General features: G+C 43.9%; 14 protein-coding genes, 2 tRNA genes and 1 pseudogene. 10 read left to right on the top strand and 7 right to left on the bottom strand.

Features of this window, described 5'->3' with window-relative positions:
- Window positions 1-29 precede the first annotated feature (29 nt).
- The 5 genes and pseudogenes from EQY75_RS01460 to EQY75_RS01480 all read left to right on the top strand — a co-directional run bounded on the left by EQY75_RS01460 (window position 30) and on the right by EQY75_RS01480 (window position 7,347).
- Window positions 30-547 (top strand): annotated as a pseudogene (locus EQY75_RS01460) (gamma carbonic anhydrase family protein).
- 46 nt (window positions 548-593) lie between these two features.
- Window positions 594-1,484 (top strand): ACP S-malonyltransferase, encoded by an 891-nt coding sequence (gene fabD, locus EQY75_RS01465; protein ID WP_129602224.1) that lies wholly within the window; start codon window positions 594-596, stop codon window positions 1,482-1,484.
- A gap of 161 nt (window positions 1,485-1,645) precedes the next feature.
- Window positions 1,646-4,420 (top strand): T9SS type B sorting domain-containing protein, encoded by a 2,775-nt coding sequence (locus tag EQY75_RS01470; RefSeq protein WP_129602226.1) that lies wholly within the window; start codon window positions 1,646-1,648, stop codon window positions 4,418-4,420.
- A complete protein-coding gene (locus EQY75_RS01475) occupies window positions 4,417-5,403 on the top strand; it encodes a PorP/SprF family type IX secretion system membrane protein (protein WP_246019941.1) in 987 nt (328 codons plus the stop codon). The genes EQY75_RS01470 and EQY75_RS01475 overlap by 4 nt, the downstream gene beginning before the upstream one ends.
- Before the next feature lie 9 nt (window positions 5,404-5,412).
- Window positions 5,413-7,347 carry an OmpA family protein gene (locus EQY75_RS01480; RefSeq protein ID WP_129602228.1) on the top strand — a complete coding sequence of 645 codons (1,935 nt, stop codon included), beginning with the start codon at window positions 5,413-5,415 and terminating at the stop codon, window positions 7,345-7,347.
- Here the strand turns inward: EQY75_RS01480 and EQY75_RS14380 are convergent.
- From EQY75_RS14380 to EQY75_RS01495, 4 genes are all read right to left on the bottom strand, one after another.
- On the bottom strand, window positions 7,344-7,847 hold the full coding sequence (locus EQY75_RS14380) for a hypothetical protein (protein ID WP_342774022.1): 504 nt from the start codon (window positions 7,845-7,847) through the stop codon (window positions 7,344-7,346). The genes EQY75_RS01480 and EQY75_RS14380 overlap by 4 nt on opposite strands.
- Window positions 7,844-8,596 carry an NRAMP family divalent metal transporter gene (locus EQY75_RS14385; RefSeq protein ID WP_342774023.1) on the bottom strand — a complete coding sequence of 251 codons (753 nt, stop codon included), beginning with the start codon at window positions 8,594-8,596 and terminating at the stop codon, window positions 7,844-7,846. The genes EQY75_RS14380 and EQY75_RS14385 overlap by 4 nt, the downstream gene beginning before the upstream one ends.
- Before the next feature lie 57 nt (window positions 8,597-8,653).
- Entirely contained in the window at window positions 8,654-9,274 is a 621-nt protein-coding gene (locus EQY75_RS01490; RefSeq protein WP_129602230.1) for a SanA/YdcF family protein, read from the bottom strand.
- Between the two features lie 149 nt (window positions 9,275-9,423).
- Window positions 9,424-9,630: a hypothetical protein gene (locus EQY75_RS01495; protein ID WP_129602231.1), complete on the bottom strand. Its 207-nt coding sequence runs from the start codon at window positions 9,628-9,630 to the stop codon at window positions 9,424-9,426.
- 170 nt (window positions 9,631-9,800) lie between these two features.
- Between EQY75_RS01495 and EQY75_RS01500 the strand changes: the two genes are divergently transcribed.
- The 5 genes from EQY75_RS01500 (at window position 9,801) to EQY75_RS01520 (ending at window position 17,069) form a co-directional block, all read left to right on the top strand.
- Window positions 9,801-10,508 (top strand): DUF6090 family protein, encoded by a 708-nt coding sequence (locus EQY75_RS01500; RefSeq protein WP_129602233.1) that lies wholly within the window; start codon window positions 9,801-9,803, stop codon window positions 10,506-10,508.
- Between the two features lie 123 nt (window positions 10,509-10,631).
- Window positions 10,632-11,585 (top strand): 3-keto-disaccharide hydrolase, encoded by a 954-nt coding sequence (locus tag EQY75_RS01505; protein ID WP_129602237.1) that lies wholly within the window; start codon window positions 10,632-10,634, stop codon window positions 11,583-11,585.
- A gap of 48 nt (window positions 11,586-11,633) precedes the next feature.
- Window positions 11,634-14,033, top strand: a complete 2,400-nt coding sequence (locus EQY75_RS01510; protein WP_129602239.1) for an alpha-L-rhamnosidase-related protein — start codon at window positions 11,634-11,636, stop codon at window positions 14,031-14,033.
- A gap of 85 nt (window positions 14,034-14,118) precedes the next feature.
- Window positions 14,119-16,260, top strand: a complete 2,142-nt coding sequence (locus EQY75_RS01515; RefSeq protein ID WP_129602241.1) for a glycoside hydrolase family 97 protein — start codon at window positions 14,119-14,121, stop codon at window positions 16,258-16,260.
- A complete protein-coding gene (locus EQY75_RS01520) occupies window positions 16,257-17,069 on the top strand; it encodes a DUF6090 family protein (protein WP_129602243.1) in 813 nt (270 codons plus the stop codon). Before EQY75_RS01515 ends, EQY75_RS01520 begins: the two co-directional genes overlap by 4 nt.
- 1,200 nt (window positions 17,070-18,269) lie before the next feature.
- Here the strand turns inward: EQY75_RS01520 and EQY75_RS01525 are convergent.
- The 3 genes from EQY75_RS01525 to mutS all read right to left on the bottom strand — a co-directional run bounded on the left by EQY75_RS01525 (window position 18,270) and on the right by mutS (window position 21,373).
- A tRNA-Leu gene (locus EQY75_RS01525) sits at window positions 18,270-18,354 on the bottom strand.
- A gap of 139 nt (window positions 18,355-18,493) precedes the next feature.
- Window positions 18,494-18,566 (bottom strand) — tRNA-Gly (locus EQY75_RS01530).
- A gap of 194 nt (window positions 18,567-18,760) precedes the next feature.
- Window positions 18,761-21,373 (bottom strand): DNA mismatch repair protein MutS, encoded by a 2,613-nt coding sequence (mutS, locus tag EQY75_RS01535; RefSeq protein WP_217349965.1) that lies wholly within the window; start codon window positions 21,371-21,373, stop codon window positions 18,761-18,763.
- Window positions 21,374-21,379 lie beyond the last annotated feature (6 nt).

Genomic DNA, 21,379 nt, shown 5'->3' on the forward strand with positions numbered 1-21,379 from the left:
GTTTTATTTCTTAAAATGTAGAATTACAGATGATCATTAAGTCAGTAAAGGGAATATTACCGAAAATAGGGAAGGACTGCTTTATTGCTGAGAATGCAACCATAGTAGGCGATGTGGTAATGGGGACGAGTGTAGTGTTTGGTTCAATGCGGTAGTACGTGGGGATGTGCACTACATCAGAATGGGTCACAAGGTAAATGTTCAGGATGGGGCAGTAATTCACTGTACTTATAAAAAGTCTCCGACAAATATTGGAAATAATGTATCCATAGGGCATAACGCTATTGTCCACGGCTGTACAATACAGGACGATGTACTCATTGGGATGGGGAGTATAATCATGGATGATTGCGTAGTGGGAAGCAATAGTATCATTGCAGCCGGGGCGGTTCTCACCAAAGGCACTCAGGTGCCTCCGGGTAGCGTATATGCAGGAGTGCCGGCCAAAAAAATCAAAGAAGTGGACAAGGAATTAAGCGAGGGTGAAATAAGGCGAATCGCAAATTCCTATGTGAAATATTCGAGCTGGTTTAAAGAGCCCGAATAGGATCTCAGCGAATTGTTTATTTTTGCAACCTAAAACACAGATAAGGATGAAAGCATATGTATTTCCCGGACAAGGAGCACAATTTAGTGGTATGGGTCTCGACCTTTATGAGAAATATCCGGTGGCACAGGATTTATTTGAAAAGGCCAATGATATTTTGGGATTTGCTATAACGGATGTCATGTTTGAAGGTACAGCTGATGCTTTAAAAGAAACTAAGGTGACACAACCGGCAATATTCCTGCATTCGGTAATCCTGAGTAAGGTTTTAGGGGACAATTTCAGGCCAGAAATGGTAGCGGGTCATTCATTAGGTGAATTTTCAGCCTTGGTAGCCAATGGTGCTCTTAAATTCGAAGACGGACTAAGCCTGGTCTCCAAAAGGGCTTTAGCCATGCAAAAAGCCTGTGAAAAAGCACCAAGCACGATGGCTGCGGTTTTAGGATTGGACGATGCTGTGGTTGAGAAAATTTGTTCTTCTGTTGAAGGAGTTGTGGTTGCGGCCAATTATAACTGCCCGGGGCAGTTGGTGATTTCCGGCGAAATAAAGGCGGTTGAACAGGCATGTGAGCGTTTAAAGGATGCAGGAGCCAGAAGAGCCCTTATGCTACCTGTTGGCGGAGCATTTCACTCCCCGATGATGGAACCGGCTCGCGAAAAATTAGCCGCCGCAATTGAAAATACTACTTTCTCGGAACCGAGATGCCCTATCTACCAAAATGTTAGTGCTAACGCAGTAACTACTGCTTCGGATATCCAAAAGAATCTGATCGCTCAGCTTACGGCACCTGTAAGGTGGACACAGAGTGTACAGCAAATGGTCAGCGATGGAGCCATGGAATTTATCGAGGTAGGTCCGGGCAAGGTTTTACAGGGCTTGGTTAAAAAGATCAACCCGAACGTTTCAGCCTCTTCAGCAGAACTTCCAGAGGCATAAAACTCCTGCTTCTCAGGTAATAAAATACCATACAGCTGAAATATGGTTAATTAGGCCTTTTTATTAGTCCAGGCCTTTAATTTTTCTTATTATTGATCCCCTGTTTTACTTTTGCAGTTTGTCGATCAGGTTGCAGGTTTAGGACCTATTTGGGATTGCCTATGGAAAGAGATCTAATAGCCGGACTCATAAAATTGTCTTTGAGGAACTTCTTTTGGAACCCCTCATTTTTGGCAGGATTCTTTATGTTTTTCGGGTTCATCGGATATGGACAGAACATTTCCATTGATGATGTTTCTCAAACAGAAGGCACGAATTTAGTATTTACGGTATCTATTGACACCCCTTTTCTCACAGATACTACGATCGATTTTACTACAAATGACGGAACAGCTTCGGTCAGCGATAGTGACTATACAGCCGATGTTGATCAATTAACTATTCCTGGTTTAACTTTAAGTGGAACGATTACCGTTGTTACGGGGGTTGACTCAAAAGTTGAAAGTGATGAAACCATAACGGTTGTTTTATCCAACCCTAGTCAGGGTAATCTCATAGATGATACTGGAGTGGGTACGATATTAAATGACGATGCCGCGACGGTTTCCATAGGAGATATAGGTGGTAATGAAGATACCGGCACCATTACTGTATCAGTATCCCTTGATAATGAAGTGCAAGGCGGATTTACATTAGATGCTTCCACAGCTGACGGTACGGCAACACTTGCCGATAGTGATTACACAGCAGTTGTGAGTGAGACTTTGACCTTCACCGGATTGGCAGGAGAAACAGTAACCTTTGCAGTTGAACCTACAGCTGATGCCATTGTTGAAACGGATGAAACGGTAATTGTCTCCATGGACAATGTGGTCCCTGCTGAAGTTTTGACTTCAGATATAGATATAGCAGATACTGGTACAGTTACTATCATCAATGACGACATAGATTCGATTAGTATTGATGATGTTTCTCAGGTTGAGCTGGATACAGGCACTTCACTCTTTACCTTTACGGTAAGTGTTGACGGGGGTGGCAATGCAGCAAACAACATTAGTTTTACATGGAATACCGGGGATGGCACTGCAAGTGTCGCCGGAGGAGATTATATACAGGTAGTAGGAGGAAATGGGGCAATTGGCGCGGGAAGTAATAGCACCACTATCGATGTTACCGTAAATGGTGATATCAACACAGAAACAGACGAAACATTTTTTGTAATTCTTAGCAATCCCGTTAATGCAGTTTTAAATGATAATTTAGGGCAGGGTCTAATTCTTAATGATGATATTCCCCCTGTATGTAATGCAGGAAATACACCTCCGGAACCTACAGGTATATCAACCTTGTTTTGTGACGTAATAAATCAGGACCTGAACGAATATACCAACAGTACCCCTCCTGCAGGTACAAGCTTAACCTGGAGTGCGAATCCGGATCCTTTGGTAACCAATGCCCATATCACCAATACCGTTGTGTCGATTCCGGGAACATATTACGGTTTTTTCTATGATGACGTCAACGACTGTGCAAGTCCTTTATTAGAAATTACCCTCGTTTTAAATCAGACCCCGATTTTCGACTCACTGGTACCTGATGCAATATGCGGTTCGGGATCCCTAACACTGCAAGCTTTTGCCTCAACACCAGATTCTAGTGATCCGGATATAAATTGGTTTGATGCTTCATCAGGCGGTAACCTGATAGCAACAGGAGATACCTTTGTGACTCCTGTAATCAATACAACGACAACCTATTATGTGGAAGCTACTGCCAACGGTTGCACCTCTGAACGTGAAGCCGTAACTGCCACCGTGAACAACGTACCGAATACAGGTGTGCCTTCTGATGGTTTTTCCTGTAATGATGCTATCAACGGTCCTACCTCCCTTGACCTCGATAATCAATTGAGCGGAGAAGATGAAGGATTCTGGACAATCACCACCGACCCCTCAGGAGGTGCAATAACTATAGACGGGCAGAACAGTGTTGATTTTGAAGGTCAGCCGGCCGGAGTCTACGAATTTACCTTTACTACTACAGGGGCACAACCACCTTGTCCTAATGATTCGGTCTCCATTTCCATAACAGTGACGGATTGTGCAGTAGATTCTGATAATGACGGCCTTACTGACGGGCAGGAGGGTGTTCTTGGTACCGATCCTAATGACCCTGACACAGACGATGACGGTCTGGAAGATGGGGAGGAAGTATTAAACGGGAGTGATCCTTTGGATCCTTGCGATCCGGTGTTGTCCTTAGATTGTAATCCTGATCCCATCGACCTTGAGATCATAAAAACAGCAGACAGAACCCAAGCCCTTTCAGGAGAACAAGTGGTCTTTACCATAGAAGTGAACAACCTCACTTCAGACAGGGTCATTGATATTGAAGTAGAAGACCTCCTTGATATCAATAGCGGATTTATGTACGTTTCCCATACCGAGTCTGAAGGCACTTATGATGCCGGGACCGGACTTTGGCAGATTTCTGAACTCCTAGATAGTGAAAGTGCCACCCTGATCATTATTGCAACTATTTCTGAAGAACTTACCACCTTTGTAACGCTGAGAAATACGGCAATTATAACCTCATCGGTACCTTTAGATATTAATCCGGACAATGACTCTTCTTTTGTGGAAATTGAAGCAAGTCCGGAAATACCTGAGGATTGTGGCCTGGAATTTAATCAGTTTTCTCCCAATGGAGATGGAATAAATGACTTTTTAGTAGTGAATTGCATAGAATTATTTCCGAATAATACTCTGCAAATATTTGACCGCTATGGGAATCAAGTTTTCAGTGCTGCCGGATATGATAATAGCTGGGACGGTACAGGGAAAAATGGTGCACTTCCAAAGGGGACCTACTATTACATTTTAGGAATCGAAGGGGTAGATGAAGTAAGAAAAGGATGGATCCAAATTTTAAGATGATGAATAGAAACAGATCATCACAAGGAAGGAAGTACATCTTTGCGATAGTAATCGTTTTGATATCCGTTTCCGGATTTGCACAATTGGAGCCTCAATATACACAGTACATGTATAATATCGGGAGTTTTAATCCGGCCTACGTTGGTTCTGTCGAAAATGCAGAAATCGCAACTGCGTACAGGGCACAGTGGATTGATATAGACGGTGCTCCCAGAACGTTGAGATTTGGGGCTAACATACCCTTTTCCAATGGAAAAAACGGATTGGGTTTCAATGTGGTAAGTGATCAATTTGGTCCAACGAGTCAGACCTTTTTTGATATCGCCTACTCTTTTCAGGTCAATCTTTCCTCTGATACATATTTGTCCTTCGGTATAGATGCGGGAGGAGGAATCCTTGATATCGACTTTACCAAGGGTAATTTTGAAAACCCGGATGAACCTCTTTTGAACAATTCGGTGTTTAACAAATTTTATCCTACGCTCGGGGCAGGTTTGTTCCTCTATTCGGACGATTGGTATTTAGGTGCTTCAGCTCCCAATTTCCTGACTGGTATTACTAAAGACGAAGAGGTGGAAGCATTCTTCAATGACAGGATTCAGGTTAATTTTATTGGTGGAGTGGTCTTTGAATTGGGTGACAATTTAAAATTTAAGCCTGCATTTTTGGCTAGCTATTTTGAAGGTTTGCCCTTCCGTTTCGATTTTTCTGCTAATTTTCTGTTCAGCGAATTCTTTACCCTGGGCGCGGGATATCGCTTAGATAATGCAGTCAGCGGTTTGGCTGGATTCCAAATTTCCAAAGGAATGTTTCTAGGGTATTCTTATGATTACAACACCAACGCATTGGGACAATACAATCAGGGATCTCATGAAATGATATTAAAGTTTTTTATCGGAGGAGGAGGGAATCAGCGGAAATCAAAAGCACCAAAGTCAAGAAAAGGAAAGCCTAAGCAAATCGATAGTCCGCGGTTTTTTTAATTAAAGGGTATGAAATTAAAACATCTTATTTTCTGTTTTTACTTGTTCTTTTCAGGTTTAGCTGCAGCTCAGGAGGGTATGTCGAAGGGAGATGTTTTGTTCTTTGAATACCGATATAAATCAGCAATTCAGGAATACCTCAAGGAAATGAGGAAGCAGCCCCTTACGGTGCAACAATACCTGAACCTGTCAGAATCATATTTAAAATTAGGTGATCACGAGCGTGCTACTAAGGCCTATCTGGAACTTTACAAAAAAGACTCTGTCCTGCCTGGATACCACCTAAATAAAATGTTACTGGGCATCCGCCAGACAAGGGGAATGGACAGTGTCAAAGTTTTTCTGAGCACAGGCAGTTCATCCCTCTCAACAGAATTATATGAAAACGCTCTATTTAATTTTGACTTACAGGATGAATCCATAGATCAAGGCGTGTTCCCTGATATATTTAATTTAAATGACAACAGCCCCCAATCAGACTTTGCCCCCTCATTTTACAGGGATCAATTGCTCTTTACAAGTGCGCGCAATCTCGATTCAAAAAAAACATATGAACCTTCGGGTGAGTCTTATCTCGATATTTTTGTGGCCAGACTCAACATAAAAGGCGATATCGTCGCTACCCGGCCATTTAGAGGTATTCCCAATTTTGATTACCATCAAGGCACGCCGTATTTTTCTGAAGAACTGGATATGGTCTTTTACATTCGTTCCAATGAGGAGAACGGAAATTTGGTCTTCGATGAAAATGGAAAAAACGCCTTATCCGTAGGAGCAACAGATCGAAGTGGTAATTTTCGTTTTCTCTTAAAGGATCTAAGTACTTCCTTCTACTATCCATTTTATGATTCGGCAAGTGGAAAGCTTTACTTTGCCGCAAATTTTGATGATAGCCTGGGTGGAACAGACCTTTATTACGTGTATACCAACAATGGCTTGATCATGTCATCCCCGGTTAATCTCGGCCCTCGAATAAATACCCCCGGGAATGAGATCGCTCCCTACATTTTTGAAGGAAGCCTCTATTTTGCCTCAGATGTTTTCTACGGCCTCGGAGGTATGGATAACTACAAATCAGAGATCCTGGAAGACAATGTTTACAGTATCCCCGTCAATCTTGGAAAAGGTTTGAATTCTGAGCATGACGACTTCGGTTTTATCCTAAAAAATTACCAGGAGAATAGCTTGATAGGCTATTTTGCTTCTAACCGACCGGGAGGTAAAGGGAATGATGATCTTTACGGATTTATCATCCAGGAGAAACCCGGAATAAAGACTTTTACCTTAAATGGAAGTGTTTTAAACCTGAAAACCAATGAACGTATTCCGGCCGCTGAAATTCGATTGTTCAACCAGGAAGGAAAAATAATCAAGGAAGAGAAAACAGATGAGAAGGGAATGTTTAGAATTGAAATCCCCTGGCAGGAAACGATCACAATACAGGCGACAAAAAATCGTCATTCTATTTTTTCAGATACCTATACCGGCGATGCCCTCTCACAGATTCAGAATACATCCTATAATATGGGTATAGTGAGTATAGATGACCTCGTAGAAGAAGCCGAGGATCAGACCGTCTTAAAACTGAATAAGTTTTACTTCGAAAAAGGACAAAGTAAAATAACTCCGGCCATAGCCGTTGAATTAGACAAGGTAGTTGATGCAGTTTCCCGCTTTCCTCAAATGCAATTGCGAATCGAATCCCATACCGACAGTCGCGGAGGATCTTCTACCAACTTCAGAATTTCGCAAAATAGGGCCGATGCGATTAAGGATTATCTGGAAAGTAATGGGGTATCTTCCTCCAACATTTTGTATTCCATAGGTTATGGAGAAGACAAACTACTAAACGATTGTACAAACGGAGTCTTCTGTCTTGATACCTTCCACAAAAAAAATGAAAGGCAGCTCATTGTAGTTCTCAACTACGATTTGCTATTTTAAAATAGCACCATCCAGCAATAATAGAGCGCAAACAGCGAGAGGAAAATGATCCCTGCATAGGTGAGAAATTGCAATCCTTTACCCGGACGGAACGAACCTGGTAAATCCTTACTCATAACGTTTTTTAAGTTCATATATCCTACCACAGGGGCCATGACAAATGAAATAAATGTGGCAAGAGCAACCAGTGTGCCCATGTTGGCGCTAAAGGCCGTAAGGACAATATAATTTACCAGGGCCAGCCCTATAATTCCCATGGCAAAGTACTTTTTCCCCGAATAATCCTTGTGCTCAGGGGTAAGGTGTTTTATCAGATCGAGACTTACCCGGGCAATGGCGTCATGTGCCGTCATACAGGTGCTGAACATGGTGGCAAAGGCCGAAATTGCGATAAAAATATAGGCCCATCTTCCGATATGTGTAGTAAAGAGTTGCACTACTTGATCTGCAAAGGTGACCGCATTGTCACTTAATTCGGTTTGTGTTCCATACAGCGTCATCCAGCCAATAACCAAAAGAAAATAGCCAGAAGGGCAGTCATATAGTAGCCCGAATTAAATTCCTGTAAGGCTTCATTGAGCGGAAGCCGGCGTTTTGTCACTTTTTGTTTCTCAAGGGTCCACAGACTGATCCAGCTGCTGGCTTCCACCGCAGTTGGCATCCATCCTACGAGTCCGATCAGAAACAAAATACCAACTTCATCAAAAATGGGCATGGGATTAAACTGAGGTGAAGGTTCTACCTGCCCTTTATAAATGACCAGGATGGTTGTGACCATAAGGGCCAGAAACAAAATAGAAACGACGAACTTAAGGGACAATTCGAGAAATTTATACCGCCCAACGATCAGAATGGCAGAGATAAAGACAAAAAGACCGAGAGCGACATTTCCAACTGAGAGATCATCAACTTTAAAAAGATTGATAAATAATCCGGAGGTCACAACGTATAAAGCCGCCAGGATCGTAAATGTAGTTACCAGGGTTATAAAGGCATAAATCCACAAATACGCTTTTCCACGATTGCGATAACCTTCTATCAATGAAGTATTGGTAACCGTGGTATACCGTATTCCGAATTCAAAAAAAGGATATTTAAGAATATTGGCGAGAATGATGGGAATAACCATTATCCAACCGTATTGAGCACCAGCTTTTGTTGATAGTACTAGATGGGAGGTCCCGATGGCCATGCTGGCAAAAAGCAGGCCCGGCCCCAGGTTCTTAATCAGTGTTTTTAAACTCGGCATAAACGATAAACAGCTCTAAAGTAGGATTTTTTGTGCAATTCTTTCCCCAACAATTCTTTAGGAATCATTGGAACGCGGCTGAGTGTTTAAAAGCAGATCTACAAAAACTTTTACCCTGGCAAAGTATTCTCGTACTTGAACTTTTAAACCCTGGGATCCTTCAAGATCCTGAGCGTTGAACCCAATGGCGTACAAACCCTTTTTCTCTGCGAGATATACCGCCCTTTCATTCTGGAATTTCTGAGAGATCACGGTTACACTGTCAAGACCAAAAACTTCTTTAGCCCGTACCATGGAATCCAGGGTTCGGAATCCGGAAGGATCCAGGAGTATGCTGTCTTCGGGAATGCCACCTTCTATGAGGTCTTTTTTAAATGTATCCGGTTCGTTGTAGTATTTAGTAGCATTGTCCCCGCTTACCAGCACCCGATCTATCTTCCCGGCTTTGTAAAGTGCGATTGTTGCACTAATTCGGTGTGTGTAGTAGGGGTTGTTGCCCCCGGCAATAAGCTTACTTGAAGTCCCCAGAACAATTCCCACCTCGTTCTTATGTACAGATTGCAGGTTGTAAAATGTCTTTCCCTTTGCACCTCTATCAATAACGGCATCACAGATTAACAAAGTGGATAAGGGTAGGATTAATAAAAGAAGAACAACAGGACGCAATCTTTTTCTCATACGGTGCATTCAGGGCGATAAAGGTAAGGAAATGCAGGAACTGGACGACAACAGGGAGCAAAATCTTCCTTGGATGGATGAGTATTATAGTCAGACAACATTAGCGGTCACTATTTCTGATTTCTGAGATATTTTAAATTCGATGTGGGTCAGGGACTAAACAAACGCGATTTTAATGCTTCTGGCGGCAGATTTCCGGTTAGCTCGGTAAGTTTTTTATGAACGCGAAAATACTCCATGTCAAAACGATGTGCTTCGCGGGTTCCCTGAAGCTTGCGTTTGATCGAATTGATCCCTTCGAGCCGCCCTTCCAGATGTACAATGTTCATCAGTATACTAAATTGAGAATCGCTCATATTTGGCCGGCCGTATTGCGCTATCAAACCGCTAAAGTATTTTGTATAAATCATGGAAATATTCCAATAAATAGGATATAATCCAAAATTACAAAGCTTTGTGGCATTAAAAAATTATTTATTGGAAAGTGTTATCTTGAAAACGAATGCTTGATTTTAATAACCCTTCTATGTTTCGATTTTTTCGTCAAATCCGTCAACAACTCCTGGGCGATGTAAAGAATACAAAATACCTGAAATACGCTGTTGGAGAAATTCTTCTGGTGGTGATCGGGATCCTCCTCGCTTTACAGATCAACGACTGGAACGAAGATAGGAAAAGCAGGAATTTCGAGGTGGAGATGCTGCAACAAATCCGTGTAAACCTTTTGCAAGACAGAAATGCTTTAAGCAAAATAGCAGACAATGGAAACAGGGCCTTAAGAGCTGCTGATTCTATCTTAAGCGTCACTGCAGAACACGACAGTTTAGCCCATTGGGTGGGACGATTTATGCAATTCAATCGCTTCCAGCCGTTGACCAACGGCTACGAAGTTTTGAAATCCAAGGGACTGGACCAGATTCGCAATAAGGATTTGAGATTTCTATTAGGGACCTACTACGATGATCGCATCAAGTTTATCGGGCAGGCAATTAAGGATATCGAATGGGAATTTATGAATGAATGGTTGCCGATATTAAAGAGGAATGTGGTTAGCTTTACTTTTGGAAAAAGCGCAGTACTGAAGGATTATAGCATTTTTACCACAGAAGGTTTAGAAAGGAATATTATTGTGATGAATAAGGATAATTATGGGGGCAGTGTGGTGTACATTGAAGAAGGACTTGTGCTCATCGATTCTCTCCTGAATATGATCGATGAGGAATTAAAGAAGTAGAGGCTTGCAATGCAGCAAGGAAGTAAAAAATGTGATTCATCGGCTCTCTGCACCTGCTATAGTTCATACTGAAGACCCCGAATTTATTTTCTATATTTACGAATAGATCATAATTCCATTCCCATGCGAAATTCAAGAAGACTTTCCCAATTGTTTTGTTTTGTTATACTCACATGCCTCAGCTTTAATCTGCATTCTCAGGAGGTTCCTGAAGCGATAGGGCAGTGGGACCTTGAAGTTCAGATGGGAGACCAATGGCTGCCTTCCTGGCTCGAAGTAAAGCAATCAGGCTCAAAAGCCCTTGTAGGGCATTATGTGAGCTATGCCGGGAGTGCCAGACCTATCTCCGAGGTTCATTTTAAAGATAAACTTGTCAGTTTTAGTATCCCTCCGCAATGGATTGGAACTCAGTACATGATGTTTACAGGAACGGTTAATGGAGACGCTATGGAAGGAAACCTTCTTGATCATTCGGGTATGCCACATGCCTTCAGAGGAGTAAGGGCACCTAAGCTTCTGTACCCGGAACCTGAGAAATGGTCAAAGCCCAGGACACTTTTAAAAGCAAATACTTTGGACGGCTGGAAAGTACCTGAAGGGAGTGCAATAAATCAGTGGTTCGTCAAGGACGGGGTATTGACGAGTCCGGCATCGGGAGCCAACCTGATGACCGAAGAAAAATTTATGGATTTTAAATTGCAGATTGAATTCCGCTTTCCGGAGCATTCCAATTCCGGAGTCTATCTGCGCGGGCGTTACGAAGTACAGGTAGAGGATAGCTATGGGAAAGAACCTTCTTCAGTTTATCTGGGAGGGGTGTATGGCTTTCTCACTCCCAATGAAAATGTGGCGAAAAAAGCAGGGGAATGGCAGACCTATGACATCACCCTGGTGGGAAGACGTGTGACGGTGGTGGCCAACGGCAAGACCATTATCCATCAGCAGATCATTCCCGGGATCACAGGAGGCGCCCTTGATAGCAAGGAAGGTGAACCGGGGCCTATTTATTTACAGGGAGATCACGGACCTGTGGAGTATCGCAATATCACCATCGCTACACCCGAGGGTCAGATGTAGCAAGACATTCACATTACCACAATCAGGAACCTAGTTATTCACCACCCTATGAAATACCTTTTGGCCTTTGCCTTTGCATACCTTTTTATCTTGGGATGCCAAGAACAACAGCCAGATACCTTTGGTTCATTCCTGGAAAACAGCCCTTCAATCCAGGGTAAAACAAACTACCTTTCTTCTCCTTTTGTGACGGCAGGCGATCGTGTTTATATGGTGGGTTACCAGGATGGCAGCTTTCCCGAATTGGGTTGGCATATTAAAAACGAGATGGGAGGATTATGGGACCATCCCATTAAATTGATGGATGGGTTTGATATCCGATTGCGAGCAATAGACCTTGAGTTAAGTCTCGACCAGGCCACAACCTTTACCAATTACCCCTTTGCTAACAGGCATACATTTATTTTCGACAAGGAGAAAATCAAGGCAGAACGCTGGCAATTTGTGCCTGATGGGGCAGAAGGAATCCTGGTTCAGCTCGCCATTATGAATGACGGGGAATTGGTCAGGGAAATGGATGTTGACATTATCGGTCATGCAGATCTCCGCCCTACATGGTTAGGGGAAAGGACAGCTATGAATGACAGTCCGGACGAGGCTCTTTTTCAGGAAGGATCCGATATATGGGTGATGAAAGACCAGGACAATCCCTGGTTTGTGGCCTTTGGCGCCGATCGGCCTTCGAATTCTCACAGGCTGACAGAAAGTAATTATGGAGGACAAGGGGTTTCAGGAATGTTGTCCTATGCTGTGATACTTAAGCCCGGGGAAACCAAAACGATCACCTTCACAATAGCCGGTTCTTATGTTTCCGAAGAAGCAATGCTACAAACCTATAGTACTTTGCAAGCTAATTGGGTATCACTCCTAAAAGAAAAACAGGACAGGTATTCTCAATTGGCCAAGATGTCTAAGTTGACAATACCGGACAAGCAATTAGAACAAACCTTTGAATGGCTCAAATACAATTGCGACTGGCTGGTGCGTACCGTACCGGAAATTGGAAGCGGAATAACGGCCGGAATCCCCGACTATCCCTGGTGGTTTGGAGTAGATAGTGAATACGCGCTTAAGGGCTATATGGCCGTGGGACAAAGTGAGGCCGTCTACAAGACCATAGCTTTACTGGATAGTCTCTCTGAGGTTACCAATGATAATGGCAGGATCGTCCATGAAGTCTCTACAAACGGAGCGGTTTTTAATGAAGGCAATATCAATGAAACGCCACAATTCGCCTCTTTAATTTGGGAAGTTTACCGATGGAATGGTGAAAAGGCCTTTTTAAAACGCTATTTCCCGACGATCAAAAAAGGATTACAGTGGCTGATGTCAGAAAAAGATAAAGACGGAAATGGTTTCCCCGATGGCTTTGGGATGATGGAGATCCATGGCCTTGACAGCGAGATGATCGATGTGGCGGCTTACACCCAAAGAGCCTTCGCCGACGCTTCAAAGATAGCTGCTGCATTAGGAGAAGAAGGTCTTAAAGAAGAATACGAAGGCACTGCTGAAGCGCTTAGGCAACAGATCAATACTAAATTCTGGTCAGAAGAATTTAGTTCCTATGCCGATTTTATTGGAACAGACCAACAAGCCCTTTTGCTTATTGAGGATGCCATAATAAGAGCAGATACCCTGAACAAACCCTGGGCGGTAAAAGAATTGAAGGCAACTAAAGAAGCTATTTTAGCTAATCCTTCATCCAAACCAAGACCCTTTGTGCTGCACCACAACTGGGTAGTGAATACCCCAATGGAAATGAAGATAGCAGATCCGGAGAAGGCAATTCGGGCATTAGAAACAGCACAGAACTTTGTAAATCCGTTCGGAGTATTCGTCACGGGGATCGACAGGGATGCCTCTGCCGGCTCGGACGACGGATCTTTTAAAGGGTCTAAAGTGTTTTCCTATACCGGGGCCGTGATGACCCTCCCAACCGGGGTTCAGGCTGTAGCGGAAAATAATTATAGTCGGCCTGATCAGGCTTTGAATTACCTGGAGCGTATGACCAGAACCTTTAGTTATGCCCTGCCGGGCAGCATGTACGAGGTTTCTCCCGATTACGGAATGATGACCCAGGCCTGGAACATCTACAGTTTTGCGATTCCCATTGTTCAACAGTTCTTCGGGATACAACCTGATGCCGCAGAAAAGAAAGTTGTTATTAGTCCGCAAATGCCAGATTCCTGGACGGAAGCATCGTTGGAGAATGTAATTATTGCTGACAACTCTGTTTCGGTCTATTATGAAACAGCTGAGAAGGGTTACAAGATTAAGGTAACCCAGGTGAACCCTGGCTGGGAAATGATATTAAGTCTGTCGGATGAAAGTGAGGAAAAAGGATTTATGGTAATGACCTCTGAGGTGACGGCTATCCAACAAGATGGTAGTTATTTATTAAAGACTTCTGGAAGCTCTCTTGAAGTATCCGTCAGTTTTGAACCATAAATTAGCTGCCCTGCTTCCGGTCTGATTACCGTGTCTCCTTCTTCTTTTTTATCTTTATCAACTATCACCTTTAACCCTGTAAAGAATGTATTTCAAATTAAATCGAATTCCCAACTCCTATTTTATCCTTTTTCTGGCCTTTGGAGTTATAAGCTGTACTAACAATACGAAACCTGCACTTAGTTCACCGGACAACAAGATAGGCGTCAGTTTTGCGCTTACCGAGTCTGGAGAACCTCAATACGAAGTATTTTATCAAGATAAACCTGTCATCCTTCCTTCAAGCCTTGGATTCGAATTTAAAGACCAGGTTTCCCTGAAAGACGGTTTTAGTATTGCAAAAGTCAGCTATAGTATGGAGGATGAAACCTGGCCAATGCCCTGGGGGGAACAAGACAGTGTGCGCAATCACTACAATGAAATGCAAATAGTACTCAAGGAAAACAAGGCCCCAGGGAGGACCTTGAACATTGTATTTAGAGCGTTTGATGATGGTATTGGTTTTCGTTATGAATTTCCGGAGCAGGCCGATATGGAGGAGATGCTTATTACGGATGAAAATACTCAATTCAATCTAGGGGGGAACCACGAGGTATGGTGGCAACCTGGCGATTGGGATATATACGAGCATTTGTATAGCCATACTCAGTTTTCGGAGATCGATGCCCTTTCCAAGAGAAATGACCCCAATCTCAAGGCAACCTTCATACCGGAGAATGCGGTCAATACGCCGGTGACCATGAAGACAGCAGACGGGGTCTACCTCAGCTTTCACGAGGCAGATCTTACCGATTATGCCGGAATGACCCTTATGGTGGATCCTGCGAACAACACCATGGTAAGTGAACTCGTAGGATCGGAGAGGCTGGGAGGGAAGGCCGTGATCTCGGCCCCTTTCAACACCCCCTGGAGGACGATTCAGATCGCAGACAGGGCTGGGGACCTCATCGAGTCCACCCTCTCGCTCAACCTGAACGAGCCCAATGCAATAGGGGATGTTAGCTATTTTACTCCCATGAAATACGTGGGGATCTGGTGGGAGATGCACCTGGGGAAATCCACCTGGGATATGGAAGGCAGTCAGAGCATGAACACCTTTACGAAAAGCGGGGAGGTAAAGCCTAACCACGGAGCTACAACGGAAAACGCCATTCGGTATATCGATTTTGCGGCCGAGAATGGGATCAAAGGCCTGCTGGTGGAAGGCTGGAATACCGGGTGGGACAAATGGATCAATACGGAGGACCGGGAAGGGGTATTCGATTTTATGACGCCTTATGCCGATTATGATTTTGATAAGGTGATGGCTTATGCCAAAGAGAAAGACGTAGAAGTGATCATGCACCACGAGACCTCCGCAGCCCCGCTGACCTATGAAAAGCAGATGGATGTAGCCTATAAGTTTATGAAAGAGAATGGGATGAATTCAGTTAAAACGGGCTACGTAGGCAAGATTATTCCTAAAGGTGAATACCACCACGGGCAGTGGATGGTACGCCACTACCACAAGGTTTTGGAAGAGGCTGCTAAAATGAAAATTGCGATCAATGCTCACGAGCCCATCAAGGCTACGGGAAAACGAAGGACCTATCCCAACGCCATTTCCAGGGAAGGCCTGCGCGGACAGGAATTCAATGCCTGGGCCGCAGACGGGGGCAATCCGCCAAACCATTTGCCTATTGTTGCATTTACGAGGATGCTGTCCGGGCCTATCGATTTTACCCCGGGGATCTTTAATATCAAATTTGACGAATACAAACCCGACAATCAGGTGAGTACAACCCTTGCGCACCAACTGGCGCTTTATGTGGTTATTTACAGCCCCATTCAGATGCTGGCCGACTTGCCGGAGCATTACACAGAACAAGGGCGACCACATCCGGCCCTGCAATTTATCCGTGACGTAGGGGTCGACTGGTCTGAGAGCAGGGTACTCGATGGCGAAGTAGGGGACTTTGTTACCATTGCCAGAAAAGAAAGAGGATCAGGGAATTGGTTTGTTGGAGGTATCACCGGGGACGAGGGTAGAGAAGAATCCATCAAACTCGATTTTCTCGAGCGAGGAAAGACCTATAAGGCGATACTTTATAAGGATGCCCCGGATGCCCATTGGGATAAAAACCCTCAGGCCTATGAAATTGAGTCAATGGATGTAACCTCTGAGGATATAATTGAGGTAAAACTGGCTCCCGGTGGTGGTTTTGCCTTAAGTCTTATACAGGAATGATTTCCCTGTTTCGTCGCTTGCGTGAGCGAGTGCTCATAGATAAAAAGGTTAGTAGGTACTTATTGTACGCCATAGGTGAGATCCTATTGATCGTGATAGGGATATTGTTGGCAGTCCAGGTCAATGATTGGAATACTTTGAGGAATGAAAAGCGTGAGGAGCAGCAAATGCTCAAACAGCTCCGTACTGAATTCAAGGCCAACAGGGACCAGATACAGGACAAGATTGTTTTACACAGGAGAATCGTTTCCAGTGGAGAACGGCTCTTGGAATTCATCGACAACTATGATGGCGGGATATACACAGACAGCCTGTATGCCCATCTGAGTTGGACGCTTACGGCACCTACTTTTGACCCTTCCCTTGGCGTTACTAATGACCTTATCAATTCAGGGAAGTTGTATCTCATCAGGAACGATTCTTTGCGACATTTGGTTTCCGGATGGAGTGGTTACATCGATTTTGCCACTGAGGAGGAAAAAATCTGGCTAAAGATTCGCGATGAATTCTATATCCCCTATCTGAAGGAAAACTTTTCTGTTAGGAATATTCTTCACGTTATTCAGCTGGGAAGTGCTGCTCGCGGAATGATGAATTTTGGAGGTATTTATGACGCTTCCGACGCCGGTCCTTCGAAGTGGGATACATCTAATAGCAAGGAAATGACCAGGACAGAATTATTGTTATTAGAGGATAATGCCGCAGAATTGACTAACCTGAATAAGTTGTCTGTTACCCAGATGAGTGAATTGCGAAACCTGTCCGATCGTATTCTGAAAATGATCGAAGAGGAAATAGATGCTAATTAATAACTAGACGGTGCGGAAATTAAATCTGCTCTATTGGGGAATCTTTATCGACAGCAAGGGCATAATCCTCCATTAAGAATTGTTGAAGCTGTTAAAATAATTCAGGAGGCTTACTCCGATTATAATTCGAAGCATCAAAATATCCTCTCGATAAAGTGTCTTTTTCTTTGCTTCCTTTCTTTTATTCATGTCACTCCTATTTGCCTTTTTTAGGTGTTCATGAATGCTACGCATTTGATCAGGCAAAAGAATTGAATAAGAAAGACGGGAATTACTAGTCCTGTCGGACTTTATCAGTCCTGCTCGAACATTTTGTGTGCGTTATTATTCGATTAAAGACAAACGAAGGATTTCCAGAAATAGCAGTGCCGCAAGTGGAAGTGCGATTCGCTTTAGCGAAAGAGAGCATGGAACGATAAGCGGCAGCTGCGGTTTTGGCCTAAGCCAAAAATTTCCTAAAATCCTTCTTGATTTTTTGCATCATTTTGTATCAAGACAAAATGATGAGAGGTAAAGCGTCGGGATTTGCTTGGCCCTTGGCCTCGCGAGTCCCCACCCGAACATTTTGAACAAGAAAAAACCTGCATTGTATGCCGCTTTTTTATTCTCGTAATCAGGGAAAAAGATTAAGAATAACTTAGGAATGGCGGGAATTACTCGACCTGGCGGACTTCGTGAGTCACGCCCGAACATTTTGTGTGCGTTATTATTCGAGTAAAGACAAACGAAGGATTTCCAGAAATAGCAGTGCCGCAAGTGGAAGTGCGTTTCGCATTAGCGAAAGAGAGCATGGAACGATAAGCGGCAGCTGCGGTTTTGGCCTAAGCCAAAAATTTCCTAAAATCCTTCTTGATTTTTTGCATCATTTTGTATCAAGACAAAATGATGAGAGGTAAAGCGTCGGGATTTGCTTGGCCCTTGGCCTCGCGACTCCCCACCCGAACATTTTGAACAAGAAAAAGCCGGCATTTTATGCCGCTTTTTATTCTCGTAATCAGGGAAAAAGATTGAGAATAACTTAGGAATGGCGGGAATTACTCGACCTGGCGGACTTCGTGAGTCACGCCCGAACATTTTGAACAAGAAAAAGCCCGTATTGCATACGGATTTTTAGTTTCATCCGCTTTCACTCAAGCAAGCTTGGCTCAGCTTCCTGAAACCAAAAAACCAGCGCATTGCGCTGGCTTTTTCTTGCATCTGTACTCGAGGCGGGACTTGAACCCGCACGGCCATAATGGCCATTGGATTTTAAGTCCAACGTGTCTACCAATTCCACCACTCGAGCAAACATTCAATCTCGATGATTAATAAACATATTACGATTGTAACGTGTCTACCTCCCGATAGCTATCGGGATCACCACTCGAGCCTAAATACTTAGGTAGTGGCTGCCAAATCACGGGCAGCACGTGGAGCTATCAGAGAGCGAAAAACGGGATTCGAACCCGCGACCTCCACCTTGGCAAGGTGGCGCTCTACCAACTGAGCTATTTTCGCGTTTTGAAAATACCTTCCGAGCGTAAACTAAATTTTTGTTCGTCTGGCGCTCTACTCCCGATAACTATCGGGAAGCTATTTTCGCTTTTTATATGAACGAAGCGCCCCAAAAGACGCGGACGCAAATTTAATACAATTCTGTAAAATCCAAAGAACTTTCGTTTAAAAAGAGGAGTTGAATTCTCAGGGTTTCCCTAAGATGAGGCCTTCTTGTTCTTGGTGAGTAATCGCTTTATCTCATTGAGCTTCATTAGGGCTTCTACCGGAGTAAGGGTATTGATATCCAGGGTGAGGATCTCTTCCTTGATTTCTTCCAACAGCGGATCATCGAGATGAAAAAAGCTCAATTGCATCTCAGAGGCTGCAGCCTGCAGTTTCCCGGTAAGTTCCTCACTGCTGTGACTCTGCTCCAGTTTCTTCAATACTTTATTTGCCCGGTTAAGCACCTGTTGGGGCATTCCTGCCATCTTTGCCACATGGATTCCGAAACTATGTGCACTACCTCCGGGACTAAGTGTCCTTAGGAAGAGGACCCTGTCTTTCAGTTCCTTCACCGTAACGTTGTAATTTTTGATGCGTTCAAAAGTGGTGGCCATCTCATTGAGCTCGTGATAATGAGTGGCAAAAAGGGTCTTGGCTCTGCTGGGATGTTCGTGCAAGTATTCAGAAATTGCCCAGGCGATGGATATTCCGTCATAGGTGCTGGTACCCCGGCCAATCTCATCCAATAATACGAGACTGCGCTCAGAGAGGTTGTTGAGAATGCTTGCCGTTTCATTCATCTCAACCATGAAGGTCGATTCGCCTAAGGAAATATTGTCACTAGCCCCAACCCTGGTAAAAATCTTGTCTACCAGGCCAATAGTAGCTGCCTCTGCAGGGACATAACTCCCTATTTGGGCGAGCAAGACTATCAAAGCTGTCTGTCTTAAGATGGCCGATTTACCACTCATGTTTGGCCCTGTAATCATAATGATTTGTTGGGTTTCCCTGTTCAGGATAACATCATTTGGGATATAGGATTCTCCGGGACGAAGCTGCTTTTCAATTACAGGGTGCCTGCCCTTGGTGATATTGAGTTCCGTGGAATCATTTATAGTGGGCTCCACGTACTGATGCTCAGCAGCGAGCTCTGCAAAACCGCAGAGACAATCGAGGCTTGCAATCGCCTGAGCCGTATTCTGAATAGGCGAGATATACGCCTGCAACCACAAGATGAGTTGTGAAAACAATTGCTGTTCCAAATCGAGGATTCGCTCTTCTGCTCCCAGGATCTTTGCTTCGTATTCCTTTAATTCTTCTGTGATATAACGCTCGGCATTAATCAGTGTCTGTTTGCGGATCCATTCCTCCGGCACCTTATCCTTATGGGTATTTCTAACCTCAATATAATAGCCAAATACGTTATTGGAAGCAATCTTTAAACTCGTTATTCCGGTTCGCTCAGTTTCCCTGGCCAGCATTTGATCCAGGTACTCCTTTCCGGAAGTAGCAAGCCCGCGGAGCTCATCTAATTCTTGTGAAAACCCGGGTGCAATAGTAGTTCCTTTCTGAACATTTACCGGAGCTTCTTCATGCAGGACCTCCTTTATCCTGTTTCTCAACTCTTCACAACTGTCTATGGCCTCTCCCAGACTATCCACCGCTTTATTACCCGTAGCAGAAATCGTTTGTTTGATCGGAACGATAGCCTCCAGTGAATTCTTGAGTTGTACCGTTTCCCTGGGATTTATCTTTCCTGTGGCAATTTTAGCAACCAACCGTTCAAGGTCTCCTATTTTTTTAAGACCTGTTTGCAGCTCATGCATCAATTTTTCTTCAGCAGTAAAATAACCGATAGCCCTGTGCCGCTCTCTTATCTTTTCAAGGTCCTTCAACGGGAAGGCCAACCAACGTTTGAGTAGACGCCCGCCCATTGGGGATTTCGTCTTGTCTATTACATCGAGCAGGGTTACCGCCTCCGGATGAGGGGAGTGGTAGAGTTCGAGGTTTCGGATGGTAAAACGATCCATCCAGACATGGTCATCGTTTCCAATGCGCACCAACTTATTGATATGTTGTAATCGCTTGTGCTCTGTTTCTGAAAGATAGTGAAGTACAGCTCCGGCAGCTATAATTCCACGAGTGAGATTAGCGACACCAAATCCCTTTAGGGATGCCGTTTTAAAATGAGCGTGAAGCGACTCTCTGGCGTAATCTTCCTGAAAAACCCAGTCTTCGAGGTAAAAGCTGTGGTAACTTGTTCCAAATGATTCTTTGAAATCGGTTTTGTGCTTTTTTGAAATCAATACTTCTGTTGGGCCAAAATGCTGTAAAAGGGTATCAATTTCTTCTAAATTGCCTTCTGCGGTGAGGAATTCTCCTGTGGAAATATCTGTAAGTGCTATTCCGAATTTTTCTGCACCAAAGTGCAAAGCACAGAGAAAGTTATTGCTTTTTGAGGAAAGGATGTCGTCATTCAAAGCTACCCCGGGAGTAACCAATTCTGTAACTCCTCTTTTTACAATGGTCTTGGTTTGCTTAGGGTCTTCCAGCTGATCACAAATTGCGACTCGCTGCCCTGCTTTAACCAATTTAGGTAAGTAGGTATTCAGTGAATGATGGGGAAAACCTGCAAGTTCTGTTCGGTCCCCTCCGTTATTCCTTTGGGTGAGAATGATCCCCAAAATTCTCGAGGCCTTTACCGCATCCTCCCCAAAAGTCTCATAAAAATCCCCTACGCGAAACAACAACAGGGCATCAGGATACTTGGTCTTGATGGTGTTGTACTGCTTCATCAAAGGGGTTACCTTCTTCGGTTTTTTCATTGAGAC

Origin of the sequence: Muriicola soli (assembly GCF_004139715.1) — a bacterium.
In the GTDB taxonomy this organism is placed as follows: domain Bacteria; phylum Bacteroidota; class Bacteroidia; order Flavobacteriales; family Flavobacteriaceae; genus Muriicola; species Muriicola soli.